At 56.0% G+C, this 18924-nt stretch carries 22 protein-coding genes; 17 read left to right on the top strand and 5 right to left on the bottom strand.

Annotation, left to right across the window (positions count from 1 at the left end):
• Positions 1-13 precede the first annotated feature (13 nt).
• Positions 14-1441: an IS4 family transposase gene (locus H5P30_RS06115; protein WP_185691546.1), complete on the bottom strand. Its 1428-nt coding sequence runs from the start codon at positions 1439-1441 to the stop codon at positions 14-16.
• Positions 1442-1526: 85 nt separating this feature from the next.
• On the opposite strand from H5P30_RS06115, the gene H5P30_RS06110 reads away from it, so the two are divergent.
• The 14 genes from H5P30_RS06110 (at position 1527) to H5P30_RS06045 (ending at position 12505) form a co-directional block, all read left to right on the top strand.
• Positions 1527-2108, top strand: coding sequence for a zinc-binding dehydrogenase (locus tag H5P30_RS06110; protein ID WP_185692060.1), 582 nt, complete (start codon positions 1527-1529; stop codon positions 2106-2108).
• Positions 2109-2339: 231 nt separating this feature from the next.
• Positions 2340-2726, top strand: a complete 387-nt coding sequence (locus H5P30_RS06105) for a tautomerase family protein (protein ID WP_185692059.1) — start codon at positions 2340-2342, stop codon at positions 2724-2726.
• 52 nt (positions 2727-2778) lie between these two features.
• Positions 2779-3504, top strand: coding sequence for a methyltransferase family protein (locus H5P30_RS06100; protein ID WP_185692058.1), 726 nt, complete (start codon positions 2779-2781; stop codon positions 3502-3504).
• Positions 3505-3746: 242 nt separating this feature from the next.
• Positions 3747-4145, top strand: coding sequence for a GFA family protein (locus H5P30_RS06095; protein WP_185692057.1), 399 nt, complete (start codon positions 3747-3749; stop codon positions 4143-4145).
• Between the two features lie 443 nt (positions 4146-4588).
• Positions 4589-4963, top strand: coding sequence for a hypothetical protein (locus H5P30_RS06090; RefSeq protein WP_185692056.1), 375 nt, complete (start codon positions 4589-4591; stop codon positions 4961-4963).
• A 4-nt stretch (positions 4964-4967) separates the two neighbouring features.
• Positions 4968-5321 carry a hypothetical protein gene (locus H5P30_RS06085; protein WP_185692055.1) on the top strand — a complete coding sequence of 118 codons (354 nt, stop codon included), beginning with the start codon at positions 4968-4970 and terminating at the stop codon, positions 5319-5321.
• Positions 5314-5547, top strand: a complete 234-nt coding sequence (locus H5P30_RS06080) for a hypothetical protein (protein ID WP_185692054.1) — start codon at positions 5314-5316, stop codon at positions 5545-5547. Before H5P30_RS06085 ends, H5P30_RS06080 begins: the two co-directional genes overlap by 8 nt.
• 77 nt (positions 5548-5624) lie before the next feature.
• A complete protein-coding gene (locus H5P30_RS06075; RefSeq protein WP_185692053.1) occupies positions 5625-6176 on the top strand; it encodes an NfeD family protein in 552 nt (183 codons plus the stop codon).
• Between the two features lie 102 nt (positions 6177-6278).
• Positions 6279-7997, top strand: a complete 1719-nt coding sequence (ilvD, locus tag H5P30_RS06070) for a dihydroxy-acid dehydratase (protein WP_185692052.1) — start codon at positions 6279-6281, stop codon at positions 7995-7997.
• Positions 7998-8026: 29 nt separating this feature from the next.
• Entirely contained in the window at positions 8027-9607 is a 1581-nt protein-coding gene (locus tag H5P30_RS06065) for a glucose-6-phosphate isomerase (protein ID WP_185692051.1), read from the top strand.
• A 63-nt stretch (positions 9608-9670) separates the two neighbouring features.
• A complete protein-coding gene (locus H5P30_RS06060; protein WP_185692050.1) occupies positions 9671-10600 on the top strand; it encodes a hypothetical protein in 930 nt (309 codons plus the stop codon).
• Complete coding sequence (locus H5P30_RS06055) at positions 10597-10761, top strand: hypothetical protein (RefSeq protein ID WP_185692049.1); 165 nt, start codon at positions 10597-10599, stop codon at positions 10759-10761. The genes H5P30_RS06060 and H5P30_RS06055 overlap by 4 nt, the downstream gene beginning before the upstream one ends.
• Before the next feature lie 83 nt (positions 10762-10844).
• Entirely contained in the window at positions 10845-11555 is a 711-nt protein-coding gene (gene rsmI, locus H5P30_RS06050; protein WP_185692048.1) for a 16S rRNA (cytidine(1402)-2'-O)-methyltransferase, read from the top strand.
• On the top strand, positions 11552-12505 hold the full coding sequence (locus H5P30_RS06045) for a Ppx/GppA phosphatase family protein (protein WP_185692047.1): 954 nt from the start codon (positions 11552-11554) through the stop codon (positions 12503-12505). The genes rsmI and H5P30_RS06045 overlap by 4 nt, the downstream gene beginning before the upstream one ends.
• Positions 12506-12884: 379 nt before the next feature.
• Here H5P30_RS06045 and tatA read toward each other — a convergent pair whose 3' ends face one another.
• Entirely contained in the window at positions 12885-13220 is a 336-nt protein-coding gene (gene tatA / locus H5P30_RS22225) for a twin-arginine translocase TatA/TatE family subunit (RefSeq protein ID WP_185692046.1), read from the bottom strand.
• A gap of 165 nt (positions 13221-13385) precedes the next feature.
• On the opposite strand from tatA, the gene H5P30_RS06035 reads away from it, so the two are divergent.
• The 3 genes from H5P30_RS06035 to H5P30_RS06025 are packed head-to-tail and all read left to right on the top strand — an operon-like array spanning position 13386 to position 16119.
• Positions 13386-13655 (top strand): YkoF family thiamine/hydroxymethylpyrimidine-binding protein, encoded by a 270-nt coding sequence (locus H5P30_RS06035; protein WP_185692045.1) that lies wholly within the window; start codon positions 13386-13388, stop codon positions 13653-13655.
• A 28-nt stretch (positions 13656-13683) separates the two neighbouring features.
• Complete coding sequence (locus H5P30_RS06030; protein WP_185692044.1) at positions 13684-15054, top strand: type IV pilus twitching motility protein PilT; 1371 nt, start codon at positions 13684-13686, stop codon at positions 15052-15054.
• Positions 15055-15072: 18 nt separating this feature from the next.
• Positions 15073-16119 carry a type IV pilus twitching motility protein PilT gene (locus tag H5P30_RS06025; protein ID WP_185692043.1) on the top strand — a complete coding sequence of 349 codons (1047 nt, stop codon included), beginning with the start codon at positions 15073-15075 and terminating at the stop codon, positions 16117-16119.
• Between the two features lie 203 nt (positions 16120-16322).
• Here the strand turns inward: H5P30_RS06025 and H5P30_RS06020 are convergent, their stop codons facing one another.
• The 3 genes from H5P30_RS06020 to uppS all read right to left on the bottom strand — a co-directional run bounded on the left by H5P30_RS06020 (position 16323) and on the right by uppS (position 18870).
• Positions 16323-16883, bottom strand: a complete 561-nt coding sequence (locus H5P30_RS06020; RefSeq protein ID WP_185692042.1) for a hypothetical protein — start codon at positions 16881-16883, stop codon at positions 16323-16325.
• Positions 16884-17259: 376 nt separating this feature from the next.
• Complete coding sequence (locus H5P30_RS06015) at positions 17260-18093, bottom strand: phosphatidate cytidylyltransferase (protein WP_185692041.1); 834 nt, start codon at positions 18091-18093, stop codon at positions 17260-17262.
• A 36-nt stretch (positions 18094-18129) separates the two neighbouring features.
• Positions 18130-18870, bottom strand: a complete 741-nt coding sequence (gene uppS, locus H5P30_RS06010; protein ID WP_185692040.1) for a polyprenyl diphosphate synthase — start codon at positions 18868-18870, stop codon at positions 18130-18132.
• Positions 18871-18924: the final 54 nt, after the last annotated feature.

Below are 18924 nucleotides of genomic sequence, written 5' to 3'. Positions count from 1 at the left end.
GGGGTGAATGGCACTAGTTTAAGCCTCTTTGCGGCGTGGATTTCGACGTCAAAATTCGGTTTCTGAGTTCTTGTCTGGGTCGTGTCATTTTCGGGAAGGTTTTGGGTCTTCGTTTGAGGACTCTGGGCTCGATTCTGTTTTGTCTTTTTGGGATCTTGTCTTTGGCTGCCAGTTCGAGCAATCGCTCCCAGTTTTCCCGGCCCGGATCGCAGGGGATGTCCCTCCAGTTTTCAAGAAGATCGACGGTTCCTTTGAAGCTGAGTCGATCCAGAGGTGCGCGGTGATCGGTGGAAGCCTGCAAGAGCGTCCAGCGAATCAGGTTATGGGCGATCATGTGCATGGCGAAGATCTTTCGGGCCATCTCGGGGGTTTTGGCTCGCAGGTGATCGGCACCGAGAGTGGTTTTGAGGTCTCGCAGGCTCACTTCCATGTTCCACCTGCGCAGGAACAGGTCGAGTATCGCTTCGGCGGGAGCATCCAGCAGCGTTGTCATTACGACGATCTCTTCGGGGCGGTGACCGGGCGTTTCGATCTTCCGGCGGATGTAGCGCACGCGGATCGACTTCGGCAAGGCTCTCCATTCGTCCAGTTCCATGTAGAGGGGCCTTTGGGACGAGGCGGGCCTTTCCCAAGTAGTGATCCGATCCTCGCAGCCTTTGGGAAAGGAGATCTTGCGGGAGGCGTGGAGGCGTCCGAGCGCATGAGCTCCCCGGCCAAGCAGAGTCGCCGTGTTCAGATAAGAGCAGTAAGCCCGGTCGAAGAGCAGGATGTCTCCGCCTCCGACTTGTCCGATTAAATCCAAGCCGTGGAAAAGAGCGCTTTCGCCGACATTGAGCGGACTTTCTTCGTAGTCGAGCATCGCCCCGCTGGAGAGATCGTGCAGCCCCACCACCTGCATTACCGGATAGCCGCACCCTTTCTTCTGCTCGGAAGGTTGCGGGAACTCCTTCTGATTGTCCGGCGTGTCGTCCATGCTCACTCCCGTGCCGTCGACCGACAGCACACGACGCCCTTCCCAGGCCGGGTCGGCCTCTGCCGCGAGCGAGTCCGACACTTCGCGGTGGATACGCTTGAGATCCTCCGACGTAAACTTCTTCTGCCGAGCGGTGCAGTAGCTGGAGGTGGACGAACTCAAAGCGGGCAAACCGTCCGCAGCGCGCGCGGCCTGGATCTCCTGCAAAGCGTCCCGACAGGAACCCCCTCGCAGCACTTGCCCCAGAAAACCCCAGAACAAACACTCCCGGTCCATCCCCCGTTTGCGCTCGCCGGGCCGCTTGGCCAACACCTTCGAAGGAACCAGATGGCCGAACCAACCCCGCAACCGATTCGGCTTCCCGGCATTCGCGTTCTCGACATTGCGCCGATACTGATTCAGTGTTCGCTTTCTGGCTCGTCCCACAAGACCGGAGAAACCGGGCAAATAACTGTTAACTCTTTTCATATCAACAGCTTGCGCGATTTCAATGGTCGGGACGAGCCTTTTATCCATTTTAGAGCATTTTTCTCCCGTAGATACCCTTAAACTAGTGCCATTCGCGACGACCCTCGCCGCACTGACCGCATGGCAGGCGTTCACACACTTTGGCACGATAAACAAGGGGGATCGCGTCTTAATCCATGCGGCCAGTGGCGGCGTCGGGCATTTTGCCGTACAAATTGCCAAGCATTTAGGCGCCTATGTCATTGGAACTTCGTCAGCCCGCAACCGGGAGTTCGTCCTCACCTGCGGGGCAGATGAGCATCTTGACTATCGCGAGGTGGATTTCACGAACGAACTCAAAGAGATTGATTTCTGCCTGGAAACCCAGGGAGGAAGCCACTTCGAACGCACGGTAAAGGTCATGCGCCGCGGCGGCACGATCATCAATCTTCCATCAGGACTTGGCGAGCCTGCACGAAAGGCCGCCGAGACGCAGTCTCTCAACGTAAACTATTTCATGAGTGTCTTCCCCAGTGGCGATCATATGCAGCAAATGGCAAGTTTACTCGATTCCGGAAAGCTCACACCCCACGTCTCGAAGACCTTTGAACTGGAGGAAATCGCAGCGGCCCATAGAGAAATCGAATCCGGACCAACGGTGGGTAAGGTCATCGTGGATATACGGTGAAGAACCGAGAAAGTTTCGAAAACCTCCCTGAAGAGATCTAGCACGAGACCGGAAAACATTGTCCCCTACGTGATCTCCCCGACAGACCTTGAAGAAGGCAGATTCGAAAAGGATAGGGTCCCCTCTCGATTTGACCCTGCATCAAAGAAGCGGGCTAAGCGGGATCGATGAGTCAGCACTTCATACTTCAGCCTTGAGCAGTTTTCTCTCAAAAATTATTCAAGAAGGCCTATGATCGTTGTCTATGGAATAAATGAAAAGCTGAATCCGATCAAGGCCGACCTCTCCGATGCCATACACGCATGTATGCAAGCGGTGCTAGGAATGCCCGAAGACAAGCGGGCTCACCGATTCATCCCGCTCGATCGGGAAGATTTCTATTACCCCGGCGGCCGGAGCGACGCCTACACGGTGATAGAGATCAATATGATGGCGGGACGCACACCCGAAACGCAGAAAGCTCTCATCAAGATGTTATTCGAGAAGCTAGAGAAAGATCTATCATTGGCGCCCGTGGATGTAGAGATCACGATCAAGGAACAGGCACCCCATCAGTGGGGTTTTCGAGGCATGACCGGTGACGAAGCCAATGACCTCAAGTACAAGGTCAACGTATAGCAAACTCATCTATCCAACGAGCGGCAAATGCGAGCCTCCATCCGCAAACGGTATGATCACTAAGGATACAGAACAAGGGGGAGTGGATCGGTCCCATGGGAAATCGACCCCAGAAAAGGCGGTCTTCATTTTGGGACACCTTTCGATTTTATTGCTAGGCGTATGGCTCTCGCAACTCGGAGGATTCTCATTCATCTGCGAAGCTATGGGAATCAGCTCCCAACTTTCCGATCCTACCCGCGCTGACATCCTGTTGGCCTGTATGTTTTTATATTGGGCTCGCCACACCTTCACAGTGACCTATCTACTGACAAGAAGACTGGCTTGGTCAGAGGTGCTCGGCCTCCTCTTTTTCTTTGCTTTCTTTGAGCTGGGCCTACTCCTCGTCGGTGGTGGCGCCTTTAGAGAAGCTCCGACGGCACTCGGAAAACTCGACGTGTTTGCACTGTGCCTACTCCTGACGGGATCGCTCCTGAATAGCTTATCTGAGCTCCAACGAAAGCGCTGGAAGAGCAATCCCGAAAACAAGGGTCACTGCTACACAAAGGGCCTGTTCCAGTACTCCATGCACATCAACTATTTTGGAGACACTCTCTTATTCCTCGGCTGGTGCCTTCTCGCGGCAAACCTCTGGACATTGATCCTGCCCGCATTCATGGCCGCCTCGTTTGTATTCTATCATATCCCAGCGCTAGATTCCTACCTCGAGAAACGATACGGAGAAGAATTTCGCGTGTACTCCCAGAAGACCAAGAAGTTCGTTCCCTTTCTCTATTAACCGCCATGAGACACTTCGCCGACCATTGTCCAACCCGACAGCCTGCCCGACTCTGACCAGTGATGGGAATGTCGCTGGTCCAAACAGAATGACAACAAAACTTTCAGATCGCGACCTCAACCCAGCCCCCGAAGGGGATCACGCCCACCTGGAGGCTCTCCGCCCCTTCCCCGCAAGATTTCCAATCCCCTAGCGCAAATCAGACTCAAGAAATTTACCAACGTGCTAAAAAGAGAATGCCAATGAAACATCAAGGTTCATGCCTATGCGGAAATATTCGATATGAAATCGAGGGTGAATTTGAAGACTTCTTCTTATGCCACTGCAAATCCTGCAGAAAAGACACGGGGTCCGCCCATGCCGCCAACCTTTTCTCCTCAACCGCTACGCTCAAATGGCTCCAAGGGGAAAATGAAGTGAAAGAGTACAACCATCAAAATTTGGGTCATATCAAAGCATTCTGCCCGAACTGCAGCTCCGCCTTGCCCAGCATTCAAATGGATGGGTCACTAGTATTAGTGCCCGCGGGTAGCCTGGACACCGATATCGAAATCAGTCCAACTGGGCATATATACCTCGATGACAAGGCGACTTGGGATCACGACCTTGATCTTGCGCCAAAGTATCAAGAGCTGCCTTGAGAAACCAATAGGATCGGAGGGGCGGGTCGGCTGTTTCCTGAGCGCAGGAGGGGGCAGCCGAAGCTCAAGAAGTAGCCGCTCAGCTTTAGCTGCACGGTCTTGGGGTTGCGGAAGGTTTTCCGGGCGCGGCCCCGAAACGACGTGATGGGGGCAGCTGAAGCTACTCCCCTACGAGGAGTAGCCGCTCAGACGCGGCGGCAGCTTAAGCAGCCGGTCCTTGGATGAGTCGCCGAAAAGAGTAGCCGCTCAGCTTTAGCTGCGCGGTCTTGGGATTGCGGAAGGTTTTCCGGGGTGCGGTCCCGAACCGACGTGATGGGGCAGCTGAAGCTACTCCCCTACTTTGGGGATTCGGGATCGGGGACCTCGCGGGGAAACTGGCAGGCTAAATTTCGGGCCAGAATCAAAACCTTGCTCCAATATCAATTTCTTCTACCCTCATCTCCATGATGACACTGTCGCCCCTGCGAAACGTTCCTCGAGTTTTCTTGCTTCTGATCTGTCTTCCCCTCATCGCTTCAGCTGGATCTCTCCGCGAAGCGGATGAAGACGACTGGGCCCGGCTCTACCGCATCGCAACCACTCCAAATTCCGCCTACCGCGTCGCGTACATCGGGGAATCGAGGGGGAGGATCTATGTCGAATACTACTCCGCAATCCACTCGAGCAGCCTTTTTGCCGACGAGGGGAAAACGATCGTTTACTGGCTCCCCAAAGAAGAGGCCGACCCCGAGCAGTTGCAGGAGATGATTGAGCAGAAAAATGCACAAACGGTAAAACGACAAGATTCAACTTCGACGAACCGCGAACCTTCCGAATAATTTCATGGACAAGGATTCGACCCTCGTCGCGGAAATCGGTCGGCAAGGCCCTCTCACCCGGCGGATTGTCATTTATTCCACCCTTGGAGGACTGATCATCGCCTTCTTCTATTTTTCGGACTCTTTCGGCCAAGCCCTCGAAAGGACCGCCTCACTCCTCTTCTTCTGTTTATTCGGAGGTCTAGTCTTCACGGTCCTCCACTCCGCCCTGAATGCAGCCACCCGGGATAGGCCGCAGAGCCAACCCACTGCAAGCGATACTCCCGCGGCAGAAAATCCAGATTCCCAGTCCCAGCCTCAGACAGAGGAAACAACTCAAAACCCATCTAATCCAGAACCCCTTCAAAACTATGCCTAAACAAGGAGAAGCTTTCCTCAAAGGCGGAATCGGCTGCCTACTCGCCTTCGGAGGGATGGCCGCATGCGCAGTATTGGTCGGCGGAACCGCCCACATCGACATCGGGGGCGCTGTCATCCTCCTCGTCATCGGAGGCGTGATCGGTCTCATCATCAATGCGATCTATCGAAAAGGACGGAAAGACGGAGGTGACCGAGATCCCAACGAACCGCCTGGCGAGAACTGATCCGTCGAGCCAAGTGAGGCCAGCCCGCCACCTCATCTCCAAACTTTCGAATTCCGACCCCCGGCCACTCCTCAACCGTGAACGACACCCTCATCGGACTGTTTGTCTACGCTCTCACGATTCTTCTGCTCTGGCTCGCCACCCGAAAAGACCCACGTCTGGGCAAACAATGGCGTCGGCCTTGGGGGATCCTCCTCCGGATGTTTCTCTTCTTCGCCCTGCTGCAACTGATCCTCATCGCTCTCCCCTTCCCTGTAGGGAAATCCTACCTGATTCTCCTCCTAATCATCGTTTTCTCATTCGGAGGCGCTTTTCTTTCTTATGATTTCATCCTGGTAGGCGCGATTCTCTGGACGATCTATCAGTGGGCGTTCTGGTTCCCCGTGAGAGACGAGGTAATCCTTACCTATCCTGCCCCAGCGAAAAAAGCTCCGACAACGAAAACCTTCTCCCGATATGGAACAGTCATCACCGACCTGAAACCGATCGGCAAGGTGCTGATCGACGGCGTTGAGCAGACCGCAATCTCCACGCTCGGGTATATCAAGGCCGGAGAACGGATCACCGTCGAAGACTCGAATGGCCCCGAACTGCGGGTCAGCAAAGCGGATTCACCCGAATCACTCTGATTTCGACAAAACTACCCATCCTCGAGGCTCAAACCCGCCAAATCCGCCCCTCCGCTTAAAACTTGCGGTAGTTCAGGCCGAAACTCATAGTGCCCTGCGACCATGCCTTCTGACATCAACAAGCGTCCCTATTCCTCCAAAGTCGTTGACGGTAGCGACCGTGCCCCCAACCGCTCAATGCTGCGTGCCGTCGGCTTTGAAGACGAGGATTTCCAAAAGCCTCTTGTGGGAATCGCTTCGACCTGGAGCATGGTCACACCCTGCAACATGCATATCGACGAACTCGCCCGTGAAAGCGGAAAGGGCGTCGATGAAGCCGAGGGCAAATCAGTCATTTTCGGGACGATCACGGTCTCCGACGGGATCTCGATGGGGACCAAAGGCATGCGCTACTCCCTCGTCTCACGGGAAGTCATCGCCGACTCGATCGAGACGGTTATGGGCGCGGAAGGATTTGACGGCCTCGTGGCCATCGGTGGCTGTGACAAGAACATGCCCGGTTGCATGATGGCGATCGCCCGCCTCAACCGTCCGGCAGTTTTCGTCTACGGTGGAACGATTCTACCAGGCGTCCACAGGGAGAAGCCGGTCGACATCGTCTCGGTTTTCGAAGCGGTGGGCCAGCACGCTGGCAACAACCTTTCCTGCGAAGAACTCAAGGAGATCGAATCCTGCGCGATCCCGGGACCGGGCTCGTGCGGAGGGATGTATACCGCCAATACGATGGCCTCCGCCATCGAAGCCATGGGGATGAGCCTGCCCAACAGTTCCGCCCAGCTCGCCGTCGGCGAAGAGAAGCGAGAAGACTGCACGAAGGCCGGTAAAGCGGTCATGGCCATGATCGAATCGGGCATCCGTCCCCGCGATATCATGACCCGCCAAGCTTTTGAAAACGCGATCACCGTAACCATTGCTCTCGGAGGATCGACCAACGCCGTCCTCCACCTGCTCGCGATCGCCAACACTGCGGGTGTGCCGCTGACCATCGACGACTTTTCGGAAATCGGAAAGCGCGTTCCGGTCGTCTGCGACCTGAAGCCAAGCGGCAAGTACAACATGGCCCATTTCTCCCGAATCGGAGGTCTCACCCCACTCCTGAAGATGCTTCTCGACGCGGGGCTCCTCCATGGGGATTGCCTGACCGTCACCGGCAAGACGATGGCCGAGAACCTTGCCGAGGTCGGCCCCTACGCCGACGATCAAGATGTCGTTTACCCAATCGATCAGCCTATCAAGAAAGACAGTCACCTCCGCATCCTCCGCGGCAACCTCGCCGAAGAAGGAGCCGTCGCAAAGATTTCCGGGAAAGAAGGGCTGCAATTTTCGGGCAAGGCCATCGTCTATGAATCGGAGGAAGACGCCCTCCAAGGAATCCTCTCCGGCGACGTCCAAGCGGGCCATGTCGTCGTCGTCCGCTACGAAGGCCCCAAGGGGGGGCCCGGTATGCGCGAAATGCTCGCACCCACTTCCGCGGTTATGGGAAAGGGCCTCGGCAAAACCGTCGCTCTGATCACCGACGGCCGTTTCTCGGGGGGGAGCCACGGATTCGTCGTCGGCCATATCACCCCGGAAGCCGCAACCGGAGGCCTCATCGGTCTCGTCGAAAATGGTGATCCCATCACCATCGACGCCGAAAGCAACGAGATCAATCTGAACATTTCCGATGAGGAGATCGCGAAACGCCGCCAGAACTGGAAACAGCCTCCCCCCGCAGCCACCCGCGGCACCCTCGCCAAATACGCCAAACTCGTTTCTTCCGCTTCAGAGGGAGCGGTAACCGACGCCGACCTCTATCCGGGAGCCGATCCCGTCACCATTTAACGTTTCAAATTAAAATCAAGAATATAACCATGGACTGGAACCGCCTAAACCAATACTTCCTCCGCCTTCCTGAGCTGAACTTCTCCCTCGATGTCAGCCGCGTTCCCTTTTCGGACGAATTTCTGTCCGAGCACGAAAGCCAGATTCAGAAGGCCTTCGACGACATGGAAGCCCTGGAGGCAGGTGCAATTGCCAACCCGGACGAAAACCGCCAAGTCGGCCACTACTGGTTGCGCAACGCGGAACTCGCTCCCGACGCCGAGACGGCTGAGTCCATCCGCGAGACCCTGAAAGCGATTCACGAGTTCAGCCACAAAGTTCACGACGGCTCGATCTCCGGTCAGGGTGGAAAATTTGAAAACCTTCTCGTCATCGGCATCGGAGGGTCGGCCCTCGGCCCGCAATTTGTCGCGGCCGCTCTCGGCAACCCGACCGGCGACGCACTCGTCCCCCATTTCTTCGACAACACGGATCCGGCCGGAATGGATCTCACCCTTTCGACTCTCGCAGGGAAGCTCGACAGGACGCTGGCCGTAGTCATTTCCAAATCGGGCGGAACTCCCGAAACCCGCAATGGGATGCTCGAGGCCGAGCACGCCTGGAAGAACGCCGGACTCGACTTCGCCAAACACGCTGTCGCCGTCACCGGAGAAGGAAGCAAGCTCGACAAACACGCGGAATCGGCGGGTTGGCTCGCACGCTTCCCAATGTGGGACTGGGTCGGCGGACGGACCAGCGAAACCGGCCCCGTCGGTCTCCTCCCCGCCGCCCTCCAAGGCATCGACATCGACGGCATCCTCTCTGGGGCCGCCGCCATGGACGAAGCAACTCGCGTGCGTGAAACCCTTCGCAACCCGGCCGCCCTCCTCGCCCTCATGTGGCTCCACGAAACCGGGGGCAAAGGTGAGAAGGACATGGTCGTCCTTCCCTACAAGGATCGCCTCAGCCTCTTCTCCAAGTACCTACAGCAACTCGTCATGGAGTCGCTCGGCAAGGAAAAGGACCTGGAAGGCAATGTCGTCCACCAGGGAATTGCCGTCTACGGGAACAAGGGTTCCACCGACCAGCACGCCTACGTCCAGCAACTGCGCGACGGGGTGCCCAATTTCTTCGCCGTCTTCATTCAGGTCCTCCAGGCTCGCGCCGGATCTGACTCGATCGAGGTCGATGAAAAGGTCACCAGCGGTGACTTCCTCCACGGCTTCTATCTCGGCACCCGTGAGGCTCTCTCGGACAACGGTCGCGCCTCCATCTCCATGACCATCGACGACGTCACCCCTTCCTACGTCGGCATGCTCATCGCCCTCTTTGAACGCGCTGTCGGATTCTACGCCTCACTCGTCGGAATCAACGCCTACCACCAACCGGGCGTCGAGGCCGGCAAGAAAGCCGCCGCCTCCGTTCTCGACGTTCAACGGAAGGTCGCTGACCGCCTCGCCGATCAAACCGGCACTTGGAAATCCGTCGCAGACCTCGCCGACGAGCTCGGTCTCGCCGGCAAGGAAGAATGGATCTACAAGATTCTCGAGCAACTCTCCGTCAATCGTCCGGACATTGAGCAAGATTCTGCTCCGTCATCGCCCGCGGAAAGCAGTTTCCGACATTCCTGATACATTGACAGGCTCAGAAGAAGCCTATTTACTTACTCCTTTAACCGAAACGAAGATCTGCTAATGAAAGCCCTGTCCCTTATCCTCCGAATCGTTACACTCGCGGTCATCATCGCAATCGGAACCATGTGGTTTCTGAACAAGGATGAACTGTCTGCGATCAACACCGCTTACCAGGATGCTGGCAAGCAACTCAACATCCCGGATCAACCGCTTTCCAAGGTGATCACCAAGGGAATGAACGATTTGAACCAAACGCAAAGCGAGCTCCGCGAAACCCAAGCCCGGGCCAAGAGCTTCGATCAGCGCCTGACATCGACCAGTGAAGAACTGACTGCAACGGAAGACCAACTCCGCGCAACCAACCAGAAGCTTCGCAACACTCAGCGCGATCTCGAAGACCTCAAGGGCAACATGGGAGACTCGGAACAAGTCGCGCAGCGCCTAACCGCCGAGCTGAAGACCGTCCGTAGCGACCTCATTCGCGTTAACAAAGAGAAGTTCGAACTCAGCCAGCAAATCGAAACGGTTGAAGAAGAAAAACGCGCTCTCGCCCGCCGCGTCGAACAGCTGGGCGACGGAGGCTCGACCACCGTCACCGCCAGCGCCGCTGAGGAAACCCCGGATAACAGTGCCGAGGTTGCGAAGCTCAAGGAACAGTTGGCCGCTGCCCGCAGCGAAATCGCACGCCTCTCCGACAATCCTCTTGGAGCTGCCCTGGCAAGCACTTCGACCAGCTCCACGAGTCCCCTCTCCCCCAATCAAGTTCGGGTAAAGTCGATCAATCTTGACCGGGGTCTTGTCGTGTTGAGCCCTAGCTCCAGCGACGAGTTTGCTGGCGTCACCACAATGACCGTCAACCGGGACGGCTCCCCCATTGCAAATCTTAAGCTACGGGGAGTTTACCCCGACTACATCGTAGCGGAAATCCTTCCGGATTCAGTCTTCGCCGAAGCCCTGAAGTCCGGGTCAGTCTACACCTACCGCAAATGATTAAATCCGCTACGGTTCGCCGACTTATCATCTCCTTCATTCTCGCCTCTTCCGTGGCCGCCCTCTTTACGGGCTGCACGGCGAAGACCGAGGATGACTCGACCATACCTTGGTCTCGACCTGCCTCCTGGGAAGGTCAAATGCCTGGGTTCGGCGGATAATCGTAGCGCATTCGATCACTCTCGGGCTTCGTCTCCGATCCACCCCTTCCCCGACGAACCCGTTCTGATCCTTTGAGGAAGACATGGTGGACTCGGATTCATCCGCGACCGGAACTCTTTACGTCGTATCCACTCCGATCGGGAATCTGGGGGATTTAAGCCCCCGGGCTCGCGAAGTCCTCAGCGAGGTCCAAATCATCGCGTGCGAAGACACCCGGGTTACCGGCAGCCTCCTCGCACACGTCGGAATCGAAAGGCCGAAACTGGTTTCTTATCGGAACGAGAATGAGACCGTTCGCGCCCAAGAGCTCGTGGAGGATCTTCTCACCGGGCAGACGGTAGCCGTCGTCTCGGATGCGGGAACGCCGACCATCAGCGATCCAGGTTTTCGCTTGGTTCGCGCCTGCCAGAAAGCGGGAATCCCGATCAGCGTCGTCCCTGGACCCTGCGCGATCGTTGCCGCCATCGCGGCGAGCGGCCTCCCCTCCGACCGCTTTTACTTCTGCGGTTTTCTCCCACCCAAATCAGCGGCCCGGCGACGCTTTCTGGAGGAGCACCTCGACTTCCCCTCGACTCTAGTTGTCTACGAGTCGGTCCACCGCATCGAAAAATTCCTCGATGAAATCGTCGACGTTCTCGGCGAAGAACGAATCCTCTCTGTTTCGCGGGAGCTGACCAAAAAGTTTGAAACGACCGCGACCGGTCGCGCAGCGGATGTTCGACAGTCCGTCCTCTCTCGTGCCCGAAAGGGCGAGTTCGTCGTTCTCATCGCCCCGAAGACCTTTGATCTATGAAGAACGAGGATAGTCATCCTTCCCGGGCAGGCGTCATCGACGTTGGCAGTAACACGATTAAAATCCTCGCAGGAGAGCGCACAGCCGAGGGAATGAAGATCCTTTTTGATCAGACCGCCGAGTGCCGGATCAGCGAAGGAATGTACTCCGAGCCTCCACGGTTCACTGAGGTGGCGATGGAGCAATCCGCTCTCGCGATCCGCGGACTCCTGGAACAAACCCGCGAGCTGGGTCTAGAAACCATTCAGGTTCTTTCCACAAGCGCCGTTCGGGACGCGGAGAACCGAAAAGAGTTTACCCAAAAGGTAGTCGAACAAACTGGCCTCCCCCTCGCCATTCTCACCGGCGAGGAAGAAGCTCAGGGCATCGCCAATGGCATCGCCCAGGAGCCAGCCGTGAATGCCATGGCGCCTTACACCGTCAGCGACCTTGGAGGGGGAAGCTTGGAATGGATCTTCCGCAATCATGGCCGAATCGAGAAGATCACCAGCATGCAACTCGGTGCAGTGCGCATGCTAAACCGCTGTCTTCCCGATGCAACAGCCCCGGTCTCACCCTCAGCAAAGGAAGCGATCCGCAGTCACTGCCTCGAAACCTTTCGTCGGCACCTGCCCGCCGATCCCCTACCCACCGACTGTATGCACTGGGGGACCGGAGGAGCCTTCACCATCACCCGTCTTCTTCTCGCAACCGAAAAAGGAATCTCTCTGAAGGAGCAATCCCAACGAATTCCGATCGACGAGATCCAACGAATCGAAGCTACTCTTTCAGCCCTTCCTCTGGCCGAGCGTCAAAACTATCCCGGGCTGCCCCCGACTCGCGCCGACATTCTTCCCGTTGCCCTGATCATCATTCAGGCTCTCGCGGAGTTCAGCAGAGCCCAAGCCTTTCATCATTCTTTCTGCAATCTACGGATGGGACGCCTCGCCTCTCTACTCGGCATTCTTTGAATGCCAGCTACCGCTCGCCGAAGAATCGGCATTGTCGTTCCTCTCGTAAACGCATCAAAGCGTCCCGACTCCTTGCAGTCCGTCGAACAGCTGTCGACGGATCTCCTTTCGGGAATATACCCCCCCTCTGCCTGAAGGATAAAGTATTGCAGATATCCACCGAGAAGTCGGTCCGTGAAACCAATAAATCCCCTCAATATCGCGAGGAGTGCTATCTCCGATCAGACAGCTACTAAGGTAAGGGACCTAGAAATAGTCCTCCCGCAGAGAAACCTATTCCAGTTCCCCCAAGCTCCCAGAAGAAGGGCCAGTTTCAGCCCCTAAAAACCCCGTAAAAATGACGCCCAATCCAGCGACCATTTCCCGGTAAAACGAAACCTCAGGCCTTCTTTTCCGAGTCCTCAGAGTCCGGCTTGGCATCCCCCGTAGCGACAGGAACCGGATCGGCCATGGGCGCAGTCTCAGAACGTGGGGTCGGCACAGCCATCTTCGGGGACGACTCTTTCGGCTTCTCAGACTTCTCCTTCTCAGGCTCTTCGTTCATGGCCTTGCGGAAGTCATCTTCGACCTCTGAGGTCGCTTTCTTGAACTCTCTCAAGGACTTACCCATGGAACGGGACAATTCCGGAAGGCGCTTTGCACCAAAAAGCAATAACACGATCAGGAGGATCAAGAAGATCTCCATGGCTCCCAAATTTTGAATAAATCCCAACATAACCTAAATACAATGACGCCCTTCCTCCGAAAAGTAAAACAAAACCAAAGGCTTTCCCCGCTCCCCAAAGTGCATCCTCAGCCAGCTCTGGAAACCGAAAATGATTCTCAGGAAAGAAAGCATTCACTTTGACACGGTGAAGAAGTCTTACAAATCTAGTCGCTCATGCAGGCAACCGTCGAAATCTCCCTATATCCGCTCACCGACGATTACGAATCTGTGGTTCTGGCCTTCCTCGATGATCTCGAGCAGGAAGAATCGATCACCTTCTCCACGAACGGAATGAGCACCCAGATTTTCGGAGAGGCAGCAGATATCTTCGCCGCCGTCGGTCGCCAGTTTGAGAAAGTTCAAGAAACCGGCAAAGCCATTCTTGTTCTGAAAGCGGGCCCCGGCAAACTTCGCTACGAAGGACGCCACAGCCGCAAACTTTAACTCTGCTTACTGAACCCACTACTGATCCATGAGGAAAGATCTCCATTGGTTTTTTCACCAATGCTCGGAAGAGAATATTCTGAGCCCCGAACAAATTCACGGCGCCCTTCGCAGCATCTACGCGAAAATCGATCTCGAAGATCTGGGCACAATGCTTACCGATTCCGGCTGGATCGAAGATCAGAGCTTCATCAAGAAAGCCATCAAAGAGGCCCGGAAGCACTCCGCCCGGGGCGATGAAGCACCTCCTCTTCCCGTACTCGACTCCGCCGAATTCCACGGCGTTCTGCCAGACTTCGCCGAGTGGGCCAAGATGGATGACGAGGATCTGAAAACCGCAATGCGGGGCTGGATCGAATCCTGTGTTTCCGAAGGGGTCAGCGACCTCCATGTGACTTCCAACGCCCGGCCACGGATACGCTTTCATCGGCAAATCCAGTATCTCTCCGAAGAGACCTTGGATCCCGAGATCGCCGAACGGATGAATCTCATCCTCCTCGCCGACGAAAAGCGCAAGCTGTTTGATGAAAACTGGGAGGTGGACTACGCCCTCCCCCTCAAGGAAATGGAAGGGGGGAGCCAGCTGCGTCTCCGCGTGAACCTAATGCGGCACGAATACGGGATTTCCGCGGTCTACCACATGCCGCGCGCGGAATCAGCCTCCCTCGAAGAACTGGGATTCCCCAACGCCGAAAAGATTCGCGAACTCCTCTCCTATCACAATGGGATGATCCTCATCGCCGGTCCAGTCGGGTGCGGGAAAACGACCACCCTCTCCTGCTTGGTCAACGAGCTGAACGAGACCCGTCAGGAACACATAATCACCATTGAAGATCCGATCGAGATCATCCAGCAGTCGAAGAAATCGATCGTCACCCAACGTCAAGTTGGGAAGCACACCCGCTCCTTCGACGAGGCCTTGGCATCCTCCCTCCGTGAAGACCCCGACATCATCGTTGTCGGAGAAATGCGCGACTTGGAAACCATCGAGATGGCGGTGACCGCTGCTGAAACCGGCCACTTGGTCATCGGAACCCTACACACCCGGGATTCCGCCACGACCCTAAACCGCCTCATCGACGTCTTCCCCCCGATTCAGCAACGACAGATCCGGACCATGGTTGCCGACTCCCTGCGAGGCGTCATCTGTCAGCGACTGATTCCATCCACGGACGGAGGCCTCGTCCTCGCCAGCGAGTTGATGGTCAACACCTCCGCAACGGCCAACATCATGCGCGAGGGCAAGGAAGCCGGACTCGACAGTGCGATGCAGACCGGACGCAAACACGGAATGCGAACGATGGACGAATCCATCGTCGAACTTTTCGAAACCGGGCAGATCAGTTGGGAGACCGCTCTCAGCAACATCAAAGACCCTAACCTTCTCGGACAATCTTAAGGCTACACTGCAATACCCATGGCTGAAATTGATACACTTCTCGAAGAAATGCTTCAGCAGGGAGGTTCCGACCTCCACCTTTCTGTGGGAGCTCCCCCAAAAATCCGGGTAGGCGGAGAGATCCGCGAACTGGACTATGAATCCTTCAACGACGAACTGATGGAAGGACTCCTGCAAGAGTTCATCCCCCCATACCGGATGGAGCAGTTTCTCGAAGGACGCGATGTCGACATCGCCTACGAGATCCCGGACAAAGCTCGCTTCCGCACGAATCTTTTCCGCAACCACTGGGGCCCGGCAGCCGTCCTCCGGCAGATCCCGAACGACATCCGCTCGGTCGACGACCTTGGCCTACCGAAAGCTCTCAAACCGCTCGCTACCCAGAAAAGCGGGCTCGTGCTGGTAACGGGGCCGACCGGTAGTGGGAAATCCACAACACTCGCGGCGATCCTCAATCACATCAACGAGAACCAGTGCAAAGAGATCATCACCCTCGAGGATCCAGTTGAGTTCACCCATACGAACAAGAAGAGCACCTTCATCCATCGCGAAGTCACTGAGCACACGAAAAGCTACGCTTCAGGACTCCGCAGTGCGATGCGAGCCGACCCAGACGTCATCCTCATCGGGGAGCTGCGCGATTGTGAAACCATGCGACTCGCTCTGAGCTGTGCATCGATGGGTATGCTCGTCTTCGCCACCGTCCACACCAACAGTGCGGCGAAGACCATCGACCGCATTATTGACGCTTTCCCTGCTGACGAGCAGGACCAGATCCGAATCCTCCTCTCTGAATCGCTTCGCGGGGTGGTCTCCCAAATTCTCTGTCGCGCCCAAGGTGGCGGCTTGGTACCAGCCTTTGAAATCCTCGGCTACCACCAATCCCTACCGAACTCGATCCGCCAGAATTCCCTCGCCTCGATCAAGAATATCATCGATCAGAATCGCGACGATGGAATGATCTCCCTCGACGCCTCCCTGCGGGAACTTCTCAACACCGGAATGATCGATCAGGACGAGGCCTACATGAAGGCCAACGACAAAAGCGCCTTTGCGCGCTATTGAGAAAACGGCGTATCTATGATCGGCTGATCTTGTCGTCGATTCCATTCCCACCTTCGGTGAATCTTAAACCACCGATCAAGGGAGAGGAACGGCGACAGCCGTTTCTTCAGGTTTCCCTCCGAGAATTAAAGAACTACCTCGCCCTTTGCCGACGAAATGGCTTTCGCCATTACGCTCCAATAAGCAGCGCAATCCTCTCACGGCTAAAGATACGTCTGCTCTTTGTAGGCCTTCCAGAAATTCGTCCTAAAATGGTAGCTACGGGGATCCAACTTGGGATACCCGGGAAAGCAAGAGCCGAGATACGGCCAATCCTGAAAATGATCAACCAGCCCCTTCCGCACGGGATTCTCCTGAATATAGTGGCGAACTGAGCTCAAGGCATCACGCTCTCGGTCAGCCCCTCTGAGAACGTCATCGAATGGCTGCCGTTCCAATACAAATGGCGACAAGATCCGATTCCAATCGCGACGGAATTGCTCGACCGCTGACTCCTGGTCGGAATGATCCGAGATCCCAATCCAGAGGAAGTGAGCATGATCCGGCATCAGGCAATAAATGGGGCAGGCCAAACGCTGCCGACATAAAGCATGGAAAAGAATTTCTCTTGTCGCCAAATGAAGTTCATCCGAAAGCCAACCCGTTCGTCGCCCTTGCATCGTCATCGTCCAGTGAACCCCAGCCGCACCGCGATAGAACTCCGGCTGCAACCGAACTAATCGACCTTTCCAGGGTTTTCGCCGATCTGGATCGGGAGAAGCCATTCACGAAAATTGTTCATTTTCAGAGCTGCTCGCAAGGTTCAAATTTTCCGCCGAGTTGACCCGTAGGATGACGACGGAAGCCCAATCAAAATGGCTATCGCCATTCCGCTCCCACATTCCGCGAATCCTTAATCCCCGTTCATTGGAGAGGAACGGCGAGAGCCGTTTCTGCAGGCTCCTCCGAGAATTAAGGAATTCCCACCCCTTTGCCGACGAAATGGCTATCGCCATTCCGCTCCCAATTTTCGCAAATCCTTAACCACCGATCAATGGAGAGGAACGGCGACAGCCGTTTCTACAGAGTTCCTCCGAGACAACGAACCCACTTCAATCCTTCCGTCGGAAACAAAACCCGACGAATGGTTGCGTTACTACCTTACAACACCAGCACCAGCACCGCGTAACCGAGAGGTCCGGTAAAGAGGAGGCTGTCGACTAGGTCCAGGCCCCCGCCGATCCCAGGGATTTTCGTTCCGCTGTCTTTGACGTTGGCGATCCGCTTCATGGCAGAGCCGAGCAAATCGGAAATGATGGCCACGGCTCCAAGAATGATTCCCAGGAAAAGACAGAGGATAAAAGACATGCCCTCCGGGGCGAGCGAGGGAAAGAGAATCGGCAGCAGGCAACCGACCAAAGCGGAAGTGGCAACTCCTCCCAACGCCCCTTCAATGGTTTTCTTGGGACTGTAGGCCGGAGCCAGCGGGCGGCGGCCGATGCGGCTACCAATCAAGAGCGCCCCTACATCCGAGAATTTGGCCACCGCCACAACCCAGACAGCGAGGAAGAGTCCTTGCGCAGGCTCGACAGTCGGCAAGGTCGACAAGAGTGCAAAGAAGGCCAAGCAGGCAGGGACCAACAAAAAGCCGGTAAGAGTCGGGAAGAGGCGTCGGGCCAGCTGATGCACCGGTGTTTGCAACATCACTACCGTAACCAAAATCGGGAGGATGATTCCCAGAGCTGCAGGGTACGCCACGGCACCATAGCCACACAGGGAAATCCCCGCGACCAGGATCATAAAGATCGAGCCGAGGACCACGCCCTCGACCCTTCGGGGTTCACCGCCGGTGCGAGAGAGAAGCCCGTAGGTCTCGTATTGGGCGAGGCCTGAGAGGAGAAGGATGAGAGCCAAGCCACCGTAAATACGGAAAAGCGTGAGCATTCCGATGATGACGAGCCAGAGAACGATCGTGGTGATAATGCGTTGTTTCAATTGCTTGGAGGGTTGGCGCCCGGGGGCGCAGCTCGGTCAAACTTCCGCGGGAGAGGCCGGGACACGTCCAAAGCGGCGCTCTCTTTGCGAATAGGAAGCCAAGGCTTCGTTGAAGTGATGGATGGTGAACTCAGGCCAAGGGATTTCGCAGAAATAAAGCTCTGCGTACGCCCCTTGAAGAAGTAGAAAATTGCTGACCCGCCACTCTCCGGAAGTCCGGATAATGAGGTCGGGATCGGGCATGTGCCCCGTATAAAGATATTTTCGATAATCCTCCCATTCGGTCGGAGACTCCGTGATTGCCCCTGAAGCAAGGTCCTCGGCAATGCGTCGAGTCGCATCAAAGACCTCCGTCCTGGATCCATAATTCAGGGCAAGCGTCAGAACATGCTCGTCGAACTCAGAAGTCTCTTGTTTGACCCGGTCGAGTTCTCGCTGAACCTCTTCGGGCAATTCATCCCGGCGACCGATCGTTTCCAAGCGAATCCGATTCTTCACCAATAAGCGGGACTCCCGACGCAGAAATTGCTTCAAGAGATCCATGAGAGCATTGACCTCCTCCTTCGGGCGTTGCCAGTTTTCAACACTGAAGGCAAAAAGAGTCAGATACCGAATCGGCGAATCGCCGAGTGACTCCAAGAGCTTGCGGACGTTCTTCACTCCTTGGCGATGCCCCTCAATGCGGGGCAGGAAGCGTTTACGAGCCCACCGACCGTTGCCGTCCATGATGATGGCGACGTGTTCGGGAAAGTTATCTTGAGGCAATCCGTTGGACATCGAAAGTGAGGATCATGACACAATCCCGGTGCGCTTGTCACCACGGGAATAAAG

This window comes from Puniceicoccus vermicola (assembly GCF_014230055.1).
GTDB lineage: Bacteria > Verrucomicrobiota > Verrucomicrobiia > Opitutales > Puniceicoccaceae > Puniceicoccus > Puniceicoccus vermicola.
The sequence above is the reverse complement of the archived record's forward strand: the minus strand, read 5'-3'. Positions and strand labels throughout refer to the sequence as shown.